Raw genomic sequence first — 15,475 nt, forward strand, 5'->3', positions numbered from 1 at the left:
TATCCGAATTTTCTTAGAGCCCCACTACGTCGAACGCAGAGCTGACAATCAGGCTGATCAACCCCGTTCGAAACCTTTCAAGTCTTGCTTGGGTCACGCCAACCGCTTTGAGTGCATGCATCTTGGCGAGGTCTTTTTGCCCACCTACCAAGTATTCAAAATCATCCTTGGTGATCTTTCCTTGCGCAAGGGCATCACCCCAACGGCGAAGAGATTCTTCGCTGTTTTTTACAAATACCTTGGCGTCAGTTTCTGCTTGATCTAACGCCTCCTGAACCGTGTTCTTTGCGAGCGTCTTCAAGCCGTCTTGTACAGCGTCAATAAAATCTTCCCAACTTCCTGATAGTGACATTTCATCGTCCTCTAAATATTATCACAAACAGATGCTTCTCGCTTATTGATTTCGACGCAAATAATGGTGTCGAATGCATCAGCGACTTGAAGCGCAATCTCCTCTCTCAAAAACATGCTTAGAGATCCAGAGTTACGCCACCTCGTAGCGAAACCACCCAACAAGTTACCTTCCGGATCACGTAGAGTATCCCATTGTTTTGACACTATATCATTCTTAGGCAACCCATCCGCGTACTCATAGGCGGCATCCACATCGACCAAGAGTTTCTCGATGGCAGCTTGATATACGCTGTATGGCTGTCCAGATTTTGCGATAAGCGCCAAGCTTTGCGCTTTTAATGTTGTCGCATTTTCGTACGCTTGCTCTCTGAAAGGACTAATTAAAGGGTCGCAAGCAGCAAGCAAAAAAAGCAGTGAGAAAAATGCTACTACCTTCTTATAGAATACGTTGCGCATGAATGATTCTCCCGATATTCTACTTAAAGTAGCACAAATTCCATCTGGAGCAAAAAGTCTACGAGTCTTGGCATGTCGAAACCTGCGCTCAGGCCCTTAATCGATGTCCAGCCCCGCTGGTCCCACCTAACTTCCTCACCTGAATCGGGCCTTATGATGAGATGGAACCCAAGTTTCATCCATTTTGACATTTGGTTAAGGTTGCCAAGCGCACACAAAGCTCCCTATCTGCGTCACTTTCAACTATCACCAATAGTGAAAAATCTGCGGCCAACCTTGGCCAAAACAATCGCGTGCAACCAGCGGCGAGTGGCCGACTTTGTCTGCAACAGCGCCGAAAATTCATCAGGTCCAGTGTGGCCTCAACTAGGATCTCCTCTGCAACGCAGAGGGTATCAAGACTCGTAGGTTATTGAGCGCCCCAAATAGGGTCGTTTTTGGCACCATAAAATCTTCAATAGCCGCCGTTTGCACAGCCGCAGCGAAAGCTCAATTTGTCCCGCATGGCCGTCATCTAGCCCGACTTTTCGATGCAAAGATCACCAATGTCAGGTGTTGACGCGGCGTTGCAGCGCGTTTGCGCTGAATTTTCAGGGTGTGGGCCAAACTTTGCAAACGCCGTTATCTGCGCATAGCTGCCCTTGGTGCAGTGCGCAGCATCGCTCCGAGGGGCATGCTGGTTTGAATGGCCGCTAATCCTTCTTGGCCATGAACCTCTCGCAGGTGCAGCTAAGGTCCGTTTTCCGCCCTCCTCCCCGTCGCGTGCCAAATTTGACGAGAGGGTTTCCCTCTCGCCGCTCTCCCTGTTCTTTTAGCCTCCCGTTTTGCTGCGCGTTTTTTGTGACGCGCAGCAAAACGGGAGGCCTTTTAGGTTTCCAAAGCTGGTGTCGATTTTCAATCACATCAATGGAGACCCCAGATGTATTACTCCCCCCAATCCTTCGTGCCGGACTTCGACTGGAAAGGCCTCGTCGAGCGCGGTGACGTTGTTCTGTTCGCATTTCCGATCAGTGAGGACCCCACAACCCCAGCGGCATCCCCCAAACTGCGCCCCTGCCTGGTTCTCGATGTCTTTGAGCTGAATGGCATCAAATTTGTCGAACTCGCCTACGGCACCTCCGCCCGCACCAAGGCCAACAGAGGATATGAGGTCCGCGTTGGACACACTGCCTCCTGCCACGCGGCGGGGCTGGATCGGCCCTCCCGCTTTGTCTGCGCGCGCCGTGTGATCGTCAGCGTCAACCACCCCGGCTTTGAGGGCAGCGAGGAGCGCGGCACCCTGATCGGCCGACTTGATGCGCCGCTGGTGGACCGTATGAACGACGTGCGCGCCCGCCTGCAGGCCAAGGCAGACATCCAGGCCGAGACCCGGCGGGAGCGTTGGGAGGAACAGGCGCGAAGGCTACGCGAAGAGCGCGGTTTCCTGGAGCGGAACCGCGCATCTCGCGCAGCCATCACCCTCAAATCCAAAGGAGGTCTCGTATGACCCACCAGTTTCTGCCCATTACATATGACAATATCGAAGCCATCGCCGCGGCAGGTTTCGCAAAATCCCGTGACTGCATCACAGCGATCCGGATGGACGTGCTGCACAACATCCAACCGCTGGAACGTGTCGGCTTTGAGCGGCTGATCAAGCTGATTGAGGCCCGCCAGATCTTCAAGCCAGAGATCCTGGAGGAACTGGACGTGCAGATGGATTTCCTCACCCGGGAGATCGACAAGGGCACGACCGTGCATCAGCACCGCGACTATGATGAGTGCAACGTTTCCGAACCAGCCTGCTGGCAGGAGACGCGCACAACGGCGCGCGCGGATGAACTGGGCCGCGCGATGATCATGTTCTTCGAGCTCTACGAGACCTTGCAAGCCGTGCATGACCTGATGCACGCGCAGGAGGCGCTGGACGCGTTGTGTCAGAGCCTCTGATTTACAGAGACACGCGGGCTTAGACACCCCGCGTCAGGCGCGCTGGCGAACCTTCTGCTGCTACAGATGTCGGCGCGCCGCCCAAACAGAGACGCCCGCACAGATCATCTCTGTACGGGCGTAAACGACCAACCGTAGCAGGCCACCGATCTCATCGTGTTGTTGGTTCTTGTGTGTCCACAACCGAAGGAGAAGCGAATGACCCTCACAAATCTGATCGACCTGATTGCCGAAGTCGCCGCCAAGCGGGCCACCCAGGAGGGCGGAACGAAGGAAGAAACACCGAACGCAGTGATCTTTATCATAGAGCCGATTTTGACGGGATTAAGGCAAGCCGCACCACAGATCACTAAACTTGTATTTGTATCATCTTTCTGGCCACGGCAGTTTTGCGACTCAAGGAGATTCTGAATGACTGACAAACCCCGCGTCGCGATTTATGCGCGCTACTCCTCGGACATGCAAAACCCCAAGTCCGTCGATGACCAGTTCAGTGAATGCCGCAAACACGCAGAACGCAGCGGATATGAAGTGGTCAAAGAATACGCCGATGCCGGTTTGTCCGGCGCGCTGCGGGATCGCCCGGGGTTTCAGGAGCTACTTGCCGCGGTCCACGCGCGATCCTTTGACATTGTCTTGTTCGAACACGTCGACCGCCTCGGGCGCGACCTGGAACGGGCCTCAAACTTCTACAAAGCGACCACCTTCGCAGACATTGAGCTTCATCAGTTGGGCAAAGGTAAGCTCGGTCTGCTCGACATTGGCATTATGTCCACGATGGCACAGATATTTCTTGAAGACCTCGCCCTCAAAACCCGGCGCGGACTGCGCGGGAAGTTTGAACGTGGCCAGAGCGCAGGCGGCAGATCATATGGATACGCCCTGAGCATTGGGCCGGACGGCATAGCCAAAAAAGGCCAGCTCACAATCGACGACAACGAAGCGGCGATCATTCGCCGGATCTTCACTGACTATGCGTCAGGTGCCTCACCGATCAAAATCGCTGCGCAACTCAATGCAGACGGCATCCCCTCACCGGCCGCCAATACCAAACGCATAACCCGTGGACATTGGAAGCAAAACACCATCAACGGCAACCCCACCCGGGGGACAGGAATCCTGAACAACGAGCTCTATATTGGTCGCCGGATTTGGAACCGCCTACGCTATTCCAAACACCCCGAGACCGGCAAACGGGTCTCACGCCTAAATCCCGTGGAAGACTGGGAGATCCAAGAAGTCCCCGACCTGCGGATCATCGACCAAGAGCTATGGGACGCCGTCAAAGCTGTGCAAGCGGGGCACAGAAAGGTGCGCAGCACCACACCCGCCACGGACAAGAAAGGCCTCTCTGTTGGGCAATCATTACGGCGGCGCAAATACTTGCTGTCCGGGTTAATGACCTGCGGCCAGTGCGGCGGCAATCTCACCGTGGCAGGCAGCGGCAAGGCGCGACGCTATTATTGCGCCAACGCCAAGGAGAAAGGCGCATCAGTTTGTAGCGGTATGCGCGGCCTCAAAGAAGAAGACGCAGCCACCTCCATCCTCTCGGGCCTCAAATCTGGTCTGATGCGGGACGAAGCCTATGCAGAGTTTCGGGAGAAGTTTCTGGCGCGCAAGAAAGGTGAAGAGAAAGAACGCGATGATTTGCTCCGGCTCCATAGTCAGGCTGTGCGCCAGCTGGAGTCCCGGCACGCAAACCTGATGAAGGCGGTTGAGGATGGGGACTATTCTGCCCCTGTCATCGCCCAGCTCAACAAGGTGGATGCTGAACTGACCCAAGCACGGGCCAAACGGGACGCCGCAGCCCCAGAACCCATCTTCTTGCCCCAGGACCTCCCTGCCCTTTACCGCGCGCATATTGATGATCTGGTGGGCACCCTATCAGACGAGGGCGTCTCTGGGCGTGCCAGCGAAGAACTCCACCAAATCATTGATACTGTTGTTGTGACCTGGGACGCGGATGCGAAGCATCACGCGCTTGAGCTTCGTGGTAAGCTATTGGAGATGCTGAACATAACAAAGCCCGCCTTAGGGGCGGGCTTGGATATTAGCGAGTGTTCGCTGAATTTGGTTGCGGGAGTAGGATTTGAACCTACGACCTTCAGGTTATGAGCCTGACGAGCTACCGGGCTGCTCCATCCCGCGACAGTTATGATGTCCTATCGCTTTTCTACTTGAGGACGATTTGTCCTAGTAGTTAGCGTTAATGTTATCGTTTTTGAGATTTTGGATTTTACTAGGTTTGGCAGTGACCTACTCTCCCACGCCTTAAGACGCAGTACCATTGGCGCAAAGGCACTTAACTTCCGGGTTCGGGATGGGACCGGGTGTTTTGCTCTCGCTATCGCCACCAAACCAAGAAAAATCCAAATCCGATATCTTTGCGAAGCAAAGTATCGCGCGGCAGGCAGCGGTTTTGATTTTAAAACCGCATTGCCGCACGTCAGTTATGTCACCTGGTGGTTTCACAACTGATATCGGAAGAAACAATCAACATTAAGTCCAAGTCCTGTGGTGCTTATTTGGTTCTTGGCTGTCTATTACTAGATCAGATCAAGCCAATCGGGCGATTAGTACCAGTCAACTGAACGTGTTACCACGCTTACATCTCTGGCCTATTGACGAGGTGGTCTACCTCGGCCCTCAGGGATACCTTGTTTTGAGGGGGGCTTCCCGCTTAGATGCCTTCAGCGGTTATCCTGTCCGAACATAGCTACCCAGCACTGCCGTTGGCACGACAACTGGTCCACCAGTGGTTCGTTCACCCCGGTCCTCTCGTACTAGGGGCAACTCCTCTCAAGTATCCTACACCCACGGCAGATAGGGACCGAACTGTCTCACGACGTTCTAAACCCAGCTCACGTACCTCTTTAAACGGCGAACAGCCGTACCCTTGGGACCTGCTCCAGCCCCAGGATGAGATGAGCCGACATCGAGGTGCCAAACACTGCCGTCGATATGGACTCTTGGGCAGTATCAGCCTGTTATCCCCGGCGTACCTTTTATCCGTTGAGCGATGGCCCTTCCACTCGGGACCACCGGATCACTATGGCCGACTTTCGTCTCTGCTCGACTTGTCAGTCTCGCAGTCAGGCTGGCTTTTGCCATTGCACTCAACGAGCGATTTCCGACCGCTCTGAGCCAACCTTCGCGCGCCTCCGTTACGCTTTAGGAGGCGACCGCCCCAGTCAAACTACCCGCCACGCAGGGTCCCGGATCCGGATAACGGACCGCGGTTAGACATCAAGAGTGCGAAGGGTGGTATCTCAAGGGAGGCTCCACCGAGACTAGCGTCTCGGTTTCGATGCCTACCACCTATCCTGCACGTCACAATCCTGATGCCAGTGCGAAGCTGTAGTAAAGGTGCACGGGGTCTTTCCGTCTAACCGCGGGAAGCCTGCATCTTGACAGGCAATTCAATTTCGCTGAGTCGATGTTGGAGACAGCGGGGAAGTCGTTACGCCATTCGTGCAGGTCGGAACTTACCCGACAAGGAATTTCGCTACCTTAGGACCGTTATAGTTACGGCCGCCGTTTACCTGGGCTTCAATTCAGAGCTCTCACCCCTCCTTTTAACCTTCAGGCACCGGGCAGGCGTCAGACCCTATACGTCGTCTTGCGACTTCGCAGAGCCCTGTGTTTTTAATAAACAGTCGCCACCCCCTGGTTTGTGCCCCCGGATTCCACTTGCGTAGGACCCGGGCCTCCTTCTCGCGAACTTACGGAGGTATTTTGCCGAGTTCCTTCAACATCGTTCTCTCAAGCGCCTTGGTATTCTCTACCAGTCCACCTGTGTCGGTTTAGGGTACGATCTTATAGAGGGGCTATTTCCAGGAACCGCTCAGCTGCTCATTCAATCCAATAAGGATGAACAACACCTGCGATCCGTCACCACCTCATGGCCCAGGAATATTAACCTGGTTCCCATCGACTACGCCTTTCGGCCTCGCCTTAGGGGTCGGCTTACCCTGCTCAGATTAGCTTTAAGCAGGAACCCTTGGACTTTCGGCGAGAGTGTCTCTCACACTCTTTGTCGCTACTCATGTCATCATTCTCGCTAGTGATCTCTCCACGGGATCGCTCACGCGCCCGCTTCATCGAAAGCTCCGTGTCTCCAATCCTACCGAAGTAGGTAAGGAGACATGGAACTATGTCACACTACGCTCTGCTACCATGCACTATGTGCATCCTCAGCTTCGGCTCATGGCTTGAGCCCCGTTACATCTTCGCCGCAGGACGTCTTAATTAGACCAGTGAGCTGTTACGCTATCTTTAAAAGATGGCTGCTTCTAAGCCAACTTCCTGGTTGTTTTGGACATCCCACCTGCTTTCCCACTTAGCCATGAATTAGGGGCCTTAGCTGGAGGTCAGGGTTGTTTCCCTCTCCACTACGGACGTTAGCATCCGCAGTGTGTCTGCCGTATAGTACTCCCGGGTATTCGGAGTTTGGTTAGGATCAGTAAGACGGTGAGTCCCCATTACCCATCCAGTGCTCTACCCCCCGGGGTATTCGTACGACGCTCTACCTAAATAGATTTCGCAGAGAACCAGCTATCTCCGAGTTTGATTGGCCTTTCACCCCTAGGCACAGCTCATCCCGATCTTTTTCAACAGATGTGGGTTCGGTCCTCCAGTGCATGTTACTGCACCTTCAACCTGGCCATGCCTAGATCACTCGGTTTCGGGTCTGATCCCACGAACTCATTCGCCCTATTAAGACTCGCTTTCGCTGCGCCTACACCTAACGGTTTAAGCTTGCTCGTGAGACCAAGTCGATGACCCATTATACAAAAGGTACGCTGTCAGGCCGCAAGGGCCCTCCAACTGATTGTAGGCGTTCGGTTTCAGGTACTGTTTCACTCCCCTCGTCGGGGTGCTTTTCACCTTTCCCTCACGGTACTGGTTCACTATCGGTCAGTAAGGAGTACTTAGCCTTCGAAGGTGGTCCTCCGATCTTCAGACAGAATTTCACGTGTTCCGCCCTACTTAATACGTCCTATCATGTTTCGAATACGGGACTATCACCCGCTATGGTCCTGCTTCCCAACAGGTTCTTCTCACACTCAAGGCTCGGCTGGTCCCCGTTCGCTCGCCGCTACTAGGGGAGTATCAATTGATTTCCTTTCCTCCGGGTACTTAGATGTTTCAGTTCCCCGGGTTTGCTCTTATAAACCTATGTATTCAGTTCATAAGTACCTGGTTAAGAACATTATTGGCTACCGAAGTAACAATAATGAACTTTCAGGTGGGTTGCCCCATTCAGAAATTCATGGATCAAAGCTTATTCTCAGCTCCCCATGACTTATCGCAGAGTATCACGTCTTTCATCGCCTCTTACTGCCAAGGCATTCACCAAACGCCCTTCTCGCGCTTGATCTGATCCAGAAATAGATAGCCTAAACCATCAGGATCCAGCCGCTGGTAAGTAGCCGGACCACAATCTCTGAACCAAAAAGCATACTTTCCCGCATTTATGATGCGAAAGTCGTTTCACTACTAAGGCTGTGATGTCGGTCGCAGCCCCTTCGCAAAACAAACATCATAAATACAATTGGTTCCAAAACCTTGCGGAATTAGAACCGGGTTAGTGTACTTGACTTGGACAACTCTGTCGTTTCAAACCGGCAGACCCATGGACGTCCGAGGAAACAGACGTGTTCATAAGCTCGCATCATAAACCCGAAGGTCTAATCAGCACCAATCTGAGATCATCCCCACACTCGGGGCGATCAACAGTGTTGTTGATTGTTTCTCTCTTTACGATATCAATTCGTCCAATTGGACGGTTAAGAACTGCGCACAGTGCTTAACGATCTAATTGTTTAATGGTGGAGCCTAGGAGGATCGAACTCCTGACCTCCTGAATGCAAATCAGGCGCTCTCCCAGCTGAGCTAAGGCCCCATCTTAATCCCGAAGGATGAGTGGTGGGTCGAGGAGGACTTGAACCTCCGACCTCACGCTTATCAGGCGTGCGCTCTAACCACCTGAGCTACCGACCCGGTTTTCGATTTGCAAAGCAAATCAAAACCCGTGTGCGACAGGGTATTGCAAAGCAATGCCCGAGAGCAGCACTCAGTGGTTATGTCACCAGGCAGCGCCAGATAACGGCTGCTGCCGCGACTTGTCTGAAGAGATATGAGGACGGCTCGGTCCAAAGGACATCCAGTAGATGCCCCGATGTTGAACAGTTTTGATTACTGTTCATTGCTAAGTGTATCACGAGGAAGAACAAGTTCTTCTTGCTAGATACATCCTTAGAAAGGAGGTGATCCAGCCGCAGGTTCCCCTACGGCTACCTTGTTACGACTTCACCCCAGTCGCTGAACCCACCGTGGTCCGCTGCCTCAAAAGTTAGCGCACGGCCTTCGGGTAGATCCAACTCCCATGGTGTGACGGGCGGTGTGTACAAGGCCCGGGAACGTATTCACCGCGTCATGCTGTTACGCGATTACTAGCGATTCCGACTTCATGGGGTCGAGTTGCAGACCCCAATCCGAACTGAGACATCTTTTGGGGATTAACCCATTGTTGATGCCATTGTAGCACGTGTGTAGCCCAACCCGTAAGGGCCATGAGGACTTGACGTCATCCACACCTTCCTCCCGCTTATCACGGGCAGTTTCCCTAGAGTGCCCAGCCGAACTGCTGGCAACTAAGGATGTGGGTTGCGCTCGTTGCCGGACTTAACCGAACATCTCACGACACGAGCTGACGACAGCCATGCAGCACCTGTCACTTGGTCTCTTGCGAGAAAGCTAGATCTCTCTAGCGGTCCAAGGATGTCAAGGGTTGGTAAGGTTCTGCGCGTTGCTTCGAATTAAACCACATGCTCCACCGCTTGTGCGGGCCCCCGTCAATTCCTTTGAGTTTTAATCTTGCGACCGTACTCCCCAGGCGGAATGCTTAATCCGTTAGGTGTGACACCAACAAGCATGCTTGCTGACGTCTGGCATTCATCGTTTACGGTGTGGACTACCAGGGTATCTAATCCTGTTTGCTCCCCACACTTTCGCACCTCAGCGTCAGTATCGAGCCAGTGAGCCGCCTTCGCCACTGGTGTTCCTCCGAATATCTACGAATTTCACCTCTACACTCGGAATTCCACTCACCTCTCTCGAACTCAAGACCAGGAGTTTACAAGGCAGTTCCAGGGTTGAGCCCTGGGATTTCACCCTATACTTTCTGATCCGCCTACGTGCGCTTTACGCCCAGTAATTCCGAACAACGCTAACCCCCTCCGTATTACCGCGGCTGCTGGCACGGAGTTAGCCGGGGTTTCTTTACCAGATACTGTCATTATCATCTCTGGCGAAAGAGCTTTACGACCCTAAGGCCTTCATCACTCACGCGGCATGGCTGGATCAGGCTTGCGCCCATTGTCCAAGATTCCCCACTGCTGCCTCCCGTAGGAGTCTGGGCCGTGTCTCAGTCCCAGTGTTGCTGATCATCCTCTAAAACCAGCTATAGATCGTAGACTTGGTAGGCCATTACCCCACCAACTATCTAATCTAACGCGGGCCGATCCTTCTCCGATAAATCTTTCCCCCGAAGGGCGTATAAGGTATTACTCACCGTTTCCAGTGACTATTCCTTAGAGAAGGGCACGTTCCCACGCGTTACTAACCCGTCCGCCGCTCACTCCGAAGAGTGCGCTCGACTTGCATGTGTTAAGCCTGCCGCCAGCGTTCGTTCTGAGCCAGGATCAAACTCTCAAGTTGAAAGCATCTCGCGATGCTATCCTTGACGTTCGAACCTCTGCACATCTCCAATACTCAGGACCGCTTTTGGGGGCAGATCCCTATGTCCACCCGGCTAAGGATTGGACACGTATCGGAAGTCATCTGTTTGATTGTGCTTCAGTTTACAAAAGTAAACAAAAGTCCGTCAAACAGTGAAGCTGACACTAGATCATCGAACAGACCAAATGGCCCACCCTACTAGCGTTGATATACAGACGTTGATCCATCGAAACGAACCAAACCGCCCACATATCTCTTCAGTTATCATCAATGTCAAAGAGCAACACCTAAAGGCCAAAAACAAGGCCACCGCGCCAATTCCTTAGCGCAACCGCCTCATAACATCCTCCAGATGCCCCAGTCTCTCCTGAGCGTCCAGCAGCCTTTCCTGCCAGTCAGCGACCTCTCAGCCGCCCCACCGTGCCGCGTCTCCGCCGCCGGTAGAGGGGGTTCTAGTGTTAACTCAACAAACCCGCAACACCTAAATTACAAAAATATCATCTTTTTTGGAAAAGGCCTGAAAATCACATAAATTCAGCACCTTATCAAATCTCAATCTAGCCAAAGCCGCTCCTGTCGTACTGCTCTCCCCTGCAGGCCACATAGCTTTTGCAGTTAGGCCAAAGGGTCAGCCTCAACATGTAGTTATGCGCACACAAGTAGCCACAAGACGGCCTGGCGACTCGGCTGCGATTCCGCCTGCCGCGCGCCGCTGAAAGGGCCGCTGGTAGGGATGTCTTGCCGTCCTGATGCCATTCAGGATCAGCACAGGAGACCAAACCCGAAGGCAGTTCACCCCGCCCTGTTATGAAACGCTCTTGTTTGTCATGAAACGCTCTTGGCGAACGCCCGCACGGCTCCCATAGTGCGGGCATGAAAATTTGCGCACTCACCATGGCCTATAAGGACCACTGGGCTTTGTCCCAATGGTTTCGCCACTACAGTCGGCTGCTTGGCCCCGAGAACCTGTATGTGGTGTCCCACGGTGCGGATCCGCGCATTCAAGAGATTTGCCCCGGCGCCTCGGTGCTGACCATACCGCGGAATCGTTTGCAGGGGTTTGACCACTGGCGGGGCCGGATGCTGAATGGGTTTCAGCAGGGTCTGCTGGAGATCTATGACTGGGTTATTCGAAGTGATGCGGATGAGCTGATTTGCCTGGATCCCGCCCGCTGGGGATCGCTGGCTGATATGCTGGCAGATCAACAGGCGCCTGCGGTTTTTGCGCTTGGCTTTAATCTGTTTGATTTCTCGCAGTCCGACGTGAACGCCACGGACCTGTCCGTCTTTGCCAAAACCCGGGACGCCGTATTCACCGGACACTACAGCAAGGCCTGGGCCGTCCGCAGACCCATCGGGCTGCGCCGTCATGGCATCCAGCTGCGCCCGGCACGGCTGGCGCAGTTTCCCTTTGCCATGCCGCGCGGGGTTTATCTGGCCCATTTGAAATATGCGGATGTCGCCGCCTTGTCGGCGATGTCCGAGGTGCGCCAGGAGGTGGGCAATAGCGAAGGCCCTGGCACCCCTGGAAAGGCCTGGAAGCAGGCGGCAAAAGAAGCGGTAGAGAAACGCGAAGAAGCAGAGGCGCTGCCACAGCTTCCCTGGGATGAGGCCGAGAAAACCGCCTGGCGCAGCCTGCAATCGCCGGTACGGGACGAGGCCAGCTCTGTCCTGCGCTGCAAGAGCCTGCGGTTTCAGTTTCGAACCACACTCCCCAGTTGGTTCAGCCGCTAAAGGCGTATCCGCCCTTACAGGTCCACCTCAATAGTGCCATCCTTTTGGGCGGCCCGTGACTGGCACAGGACCACAGCCTCTTTGCGCTGTGCTTTGGACAGCACAAAGTCGCGGTGTTCGACCTCCCCGGACAGCAGGCCACATTTGCACACGCCGCAAATGCCGTCCGAACATTTCACATCAATATGAACGCCGTTTTCCAGCAGGACATCTGTTGCGGTCTTGCTCGCAGGCACCTCAAGCACCCTGCCCGACCGGGCCAGTTTGAGGGTGAAGGCGTGGTTTTCATACTCCGGCAGCTCTGGCACCGAGAAATACTCCAGGTGACGCGCCTCCTCGGGAAAGCCCTGCCGCTCGGCGGCCTGCATCACCGCCTCCATGTAGCGATCCGGCCCGCAGGTGTAGACGTGCTGGCCGGGCCCGTAGCCCGCCAGCAGCCGATCCAGATCGGCCCGCGTGCCCTCCGCCGAGACATGGATATGCACCCTGTCGGACCAAGGCGCCTGTGCAAGATCCTGCAGATAGCCCGCCGCCGCGCGGTTTGAGATCGAGTAGTGCAGCTCGAACGCCTGGCCCAGCGCATGCAGCCGGTGCGCCATGGCGATCATCGGTGTCACCCCGATGCCGCCGCCCATGAGGTAGGATTTTGCCGCGCCCTCGGTGAGTGGGAAGTGATTGATCGGCTTGGAGATGAAGATCTTGCGCCCCTCGGCAAAGATCCGGTGCAACAGCAGCGAGCCGCCGCGCCCGGCATCCTCGCGCAGCACCCCGATCTGGTATGTGGAGCGGTCCGCCGGATCGCCCGACATGGAATACTGGCGCAGATATTCCGGCGCCACCACGATGTCGAGATGGGCCCCCGCCGTCCATTCCGGCAAGGGGGAGCCGTCCAGGCTTTGAAATTCGTATTTGGTTATATCCGGGCCCATGGCCTGGACCCGCGACACCCGCACGCCCAGCACCGGGCTGTCCACATCATTGCTGTAGCGGTGATCCCAGGCGCCGGTCTCCCCCTTGGCGCGGCGCGACTTGTACTCCTCCACTGTGATCATCTGCTGGTAGGCTTCGATCCCGGCTTCGCGGTCCATCGGGAAGGGATAGGGCCAGGGGTGCGGTGCCAGATGCGCCGGGTAGACCGCCAGTGTTTGGTCTTCGTACTTCAGATCCAGATCCTTTTGCAGGGCGCGCGCATTCACCGGATGGCGCGTCGGGCGGTAGCCTCCGTCCTCTTGCATCTCCAGATCCCACCACCATTTCTTGGCCGGGTTCATCTCGCCATTGCCCAGCGCATCGTCGAGCTTGGCCAGCACCGGCGCGGCCTGGGGGATGTTCATCGCCGCCCATCGAAACGGGCGCTCGGCAAAGATGCCCTCCAGATTCCAGGGACAGGTCTTCATGCAGCGCCCACACATGGCGCCGCCCGGGGTGGTAATCCGGTAGGTGGTGCATTTCTGGCTGTCCGATTTCCAGATCTCATAGCCGTTGAACATCAGCTTGGGTCCGGCGGTGATCGCCCCTGAGGGGCATTCACGGGCGCATTTGTTGCAGGCTTCGCAGAATTTCTGCAGGCCAAAGTCAATCGGCGCATCATGGGCCATTGGCATATCGGTGGTCACCACCCCGGATTTCAACCTTGGCCCCAGAAAGGGGTTGAGGATGACTTCACCAATCCGGCTGACCTCTCCCAGGCCCGAGAGCAGCAGCAAGGGTGGCTGCAGCACCTCGCCATCCATCACCGTATGGGCCTTGGCCTTGTAGCCCAAGTTGCGGATCTGGCGGGCAATAACGCCACCAAGCAGCGAGAACCGCAGATAGGCCCGCATCGACTGGGCCACCGCGATCCAATCATCCCCCGAAGTGCCCTCGGTGGTGTCAAAGCCCTGATCGACAATCATACTGATTGCCTGATCGTGTTCCGGGTGAATCTCGGCGCCCGTCGCATCATGGCTGTACCAGGTCCAGTCCGGGCAGCGGCTGATGCCAACCGCATCAATGCCCAGCCAGTAGCTGGCGGCTTTGATATTGGCCGCATTGCGCGCCGCATCACTGGGGCGCGGGCCCTTGGCGGGGGAGCCATCCTGCAACAGCACAAAGGCGCCCAGCATTCGGCGCTGCGCCATGGAGGGCGCTGCCTTGCGCACATAAAAGCCGCCCGTCGCCGCCACCTGGTTTCCCTTGCCCATATCGCCAAACTGGCTGCGGGCAAACATATCTGTGCGTTTTGGCACCCGCGCCACATTGGGTTCATCTATATAGGTGGTAGGATCCTTCACCCTTTTCAGCGTTTCAAAGGGGTGCGGGCCATCCTTGAATTCGCGCGCCCCGAAGGGATCGCCATTCAGGGCAGAGCGCTGCGAGCCCAGTCCGAGCCACCATTTTGGCCCCTTGACCTGCATGATCGGCTGTTGATCCAGCGGCAGCAAAGGCTGGTCCATCGCCAGGTCAAAATCGGTCGTCACCACCGCCAGACCAAAGCGCTCCCCCAGATAGGGGCTGACCAGGCGCCCCTCCTGCACCGCGACCAGCCCAGCGGCCACCGCCAGCTGGTTGAGATCCACATCCGATGAGGTGCCAGTATGGGCCTTGGCATCCCAGCCCAACAGCCGGATGTAATTGGCCAGCACAACAGCCGTTTCGCTGGCGCGCAGACAGGCGCGATGCTGCTCGGCATCCTGGATCCACTCGGCGCCTTCCTCATCCAGGCGCGGATCACGCGGCATGTCATAGAGAAAAACAATGGCGTGCTTGTGATCGCCAATGGTGGTGGGCGGCGCATGCATCGCTTCTTTGAGATCGGCCATGATGTGATCAATGCCCGCCGCCAGTGTCTTGGTCTGGCGGGTTTTCAGATCCTCCGACAGCCGGTCAATATCCGGATTGCGATAGGACTGCGCCAGCCGTGCCGACGTCGGTACCGGGCCGATCCCCACCATGGAAGCATCGGAAAAATAGCCAAAGGCCTTGATATGCTCTGCACGCGCCTGTGGATCGCTTGGGCAGGCCGCCTGCGCCTTGTTCACCAACCCATCGCGGATCGCATCCATCATCGCCTGATAGTCGCCCATCGCATTGACGATCGAGGCAGGTGCCGTGGGACGGCGGAACTCCAGCGGCTGCGCGACTGGCACGGCCGCAAGATCCGGCATCGGCCCGCGCACCAGCCGCTCCATCGGGAAGGGACCCATATGCATTGGCCGCTGCCGGGTTGAAAAGATCTTGGTCATGGTGGCCGGGCCTCGCAGCTGGGATCGGTGAAAGA

General features: G+C 55.7%; 8 protein-coding genes, 3 tRNA genes and 3 rRNA genes. 5 read left to right on the forward strand and 9 right to left on the reverse strand.

The annotated features are described in order from the left end of the window. Positions 1-13: 13 nt before the first annotated feature. Both N1037_17830 and N1037_17835 read right to left on the reverse strand, forming a co-directional pair. Positions 14-352, reverse strand: coding sequence for a hypothetical protein (locus tag N1037_17830; GenBank protein ID UWS79098.1), 339 nt, complete (start codon positions 350-352; stop codon positions 14-16). A gap of 11 nt (positions 353-363) precedes the next feature. After that, positions 364-810, reverse strand: a complete 447-nt coding sequence (locus N1037_17835; GenBank protein UWS79099.1) for a hypothetical protein — start codon at positions 808-810, stop codon at positions 364-366. 919 nt (positions 811-1,729) lie between these two features. Here N1037_17835 and N1037_17840 point away from each other — a divergent pair. From N1037_17840 to N1037_17855, 4 genes are all read left to right on the forward strand, one after another. Continuing rightward, positions 1,730-2,296, forward strand: a complete 567-nt coding sequence (locus N1037_17840; protein UWS79100.1) for a type II toxin-antitoxin system PemK/MazF family toxin — start codon at positions 1,730-1,732, stop codon at positions 2,294-2,296. Then, positions 2,293-2,739 carry a hypothetical protein gene (locus tag N1037_17845; GenBank protein ID UWS79101.1) on the forward strand — a complete coding sequence of 149 codons (447 nt, stop codon included), beginning with the start codon at positions 2,293-2,295 and terminating at the stop codon, positions 2,737-2,739. The genes N1037_17840 and N1037_17845 overlap by 4 nt, the downstream gene beginning before the upstream one ends. 198 nt (positions 2,740-2,937) lie before the next feature. Then, entirely contained in the window at positions 2,938-3,150 is a 213-nt protein-coding gene (locus tag N1037_17850; GenBank protein UWS79102.1) for a hypothetical protein, read from the forward strand. 48 nt (positions 3,151-3,198) lie between these two features. Further along, entirely contained in the window at positions 3,199-4,854 is a 1,656-nt protein-coding gene (locus N1037_17855; protein ID UWS81397.1) for a recombinase family protein, read from the forward strand. On the opposite strand, the gene N1037_17860 is transcribed toward N1037_17855, so the two are convergent. The 6 genes from N1037_17860 to N1037_17885 all read right to left on the reverse strand — a co-directional run bounded on the left by N1037_17860 (position 4,811) and on the right by N1037_17885 (position 10,461). Next, positions 4,811-4,887: transfer RNA gene (locus tag N1037_17860), tRNA-Met, on the reverse strand. The two genes, N1037_17855 and N1037_17860, sit on opposite strands and share 44 nt — an antisense overlap. Positions 4,888-4,982: 95 nt before the next feature. Then, a 5S ribosomal RNA gene (rrf, locus tag N1037_17865) occupies positions 4,983-5,097 on the reverse strand. A 194-nt stretch (positions 5,098-5,291) separates the two neighbouring features. Further along, positions 5,292-8,119: ribosomal RNA gene (locus N1037_17870) — 23S ribosomal RNA — on the reverse strand. A 449-nt stretch (positions 8,120-8,568) separates the two neighbouring features. Beyond that, positions 8,569-8,644, reverse strand: a tRNA-Ala gene (locus N1037_17875). 21 nt (positions 8,645-8,665) lie between these two features. Continuing rightward, positions 8,666-8,742 (reverse strand) — tRNA-Ile (locus tag N1037_17880). A gap of 259 nt (positions 8,743-9,001) precedes the next feature. After that, positions 9,002-10,461 (reverse strand): 16S ribosomal RNA (locus N1037_17885). The 16S, 23S and 5S rRNA genes sit together here with 3 tRNA genes alongside, the layout of an rRNA operon. Positions 10,462-11,355: 894 nt before the next feature. Here N1037_17885 and N1037_17890 point away from each other — a divergent pair. Beyond that, entirely contained in the window at positions 11,356-12,216 is an 861-nt protein-coding gene (locus N1037_17890; protein UWS79103.1) for a glycosyltransferase family 2 protein, read from the forward strand. A gap of 14 nt (positions 12,217-12,230) precedes the next feature. Here N1037_17890 and N1037_17895 read toward each other — a convergent pair whose 3' ends face one another. Further along, positions 12,231-15,440, reverse strand: coding sequence for a 2Fe-2S iron-sulfur cluster-binding protein (locus N1037_17895; GenBank protein ID UWS79104.1), 3,210 nt, complete (start codon positions 15,438-15,440; stop codon positions 12,231-12,233). Positions 15,441-15,475: the final 35 nt, after the last annotated feature.

The sequence above is a fragment of the Phaeobacter sp. G2 genome, from assembly GCA_025163595.1.
Classification (GTDB): domain Bacteria; phylum Pseudomonadota; class Alphaproteobacteria; order Rhodobacterales; family Rhodobacteraceae; genus Pseudophaeobacter.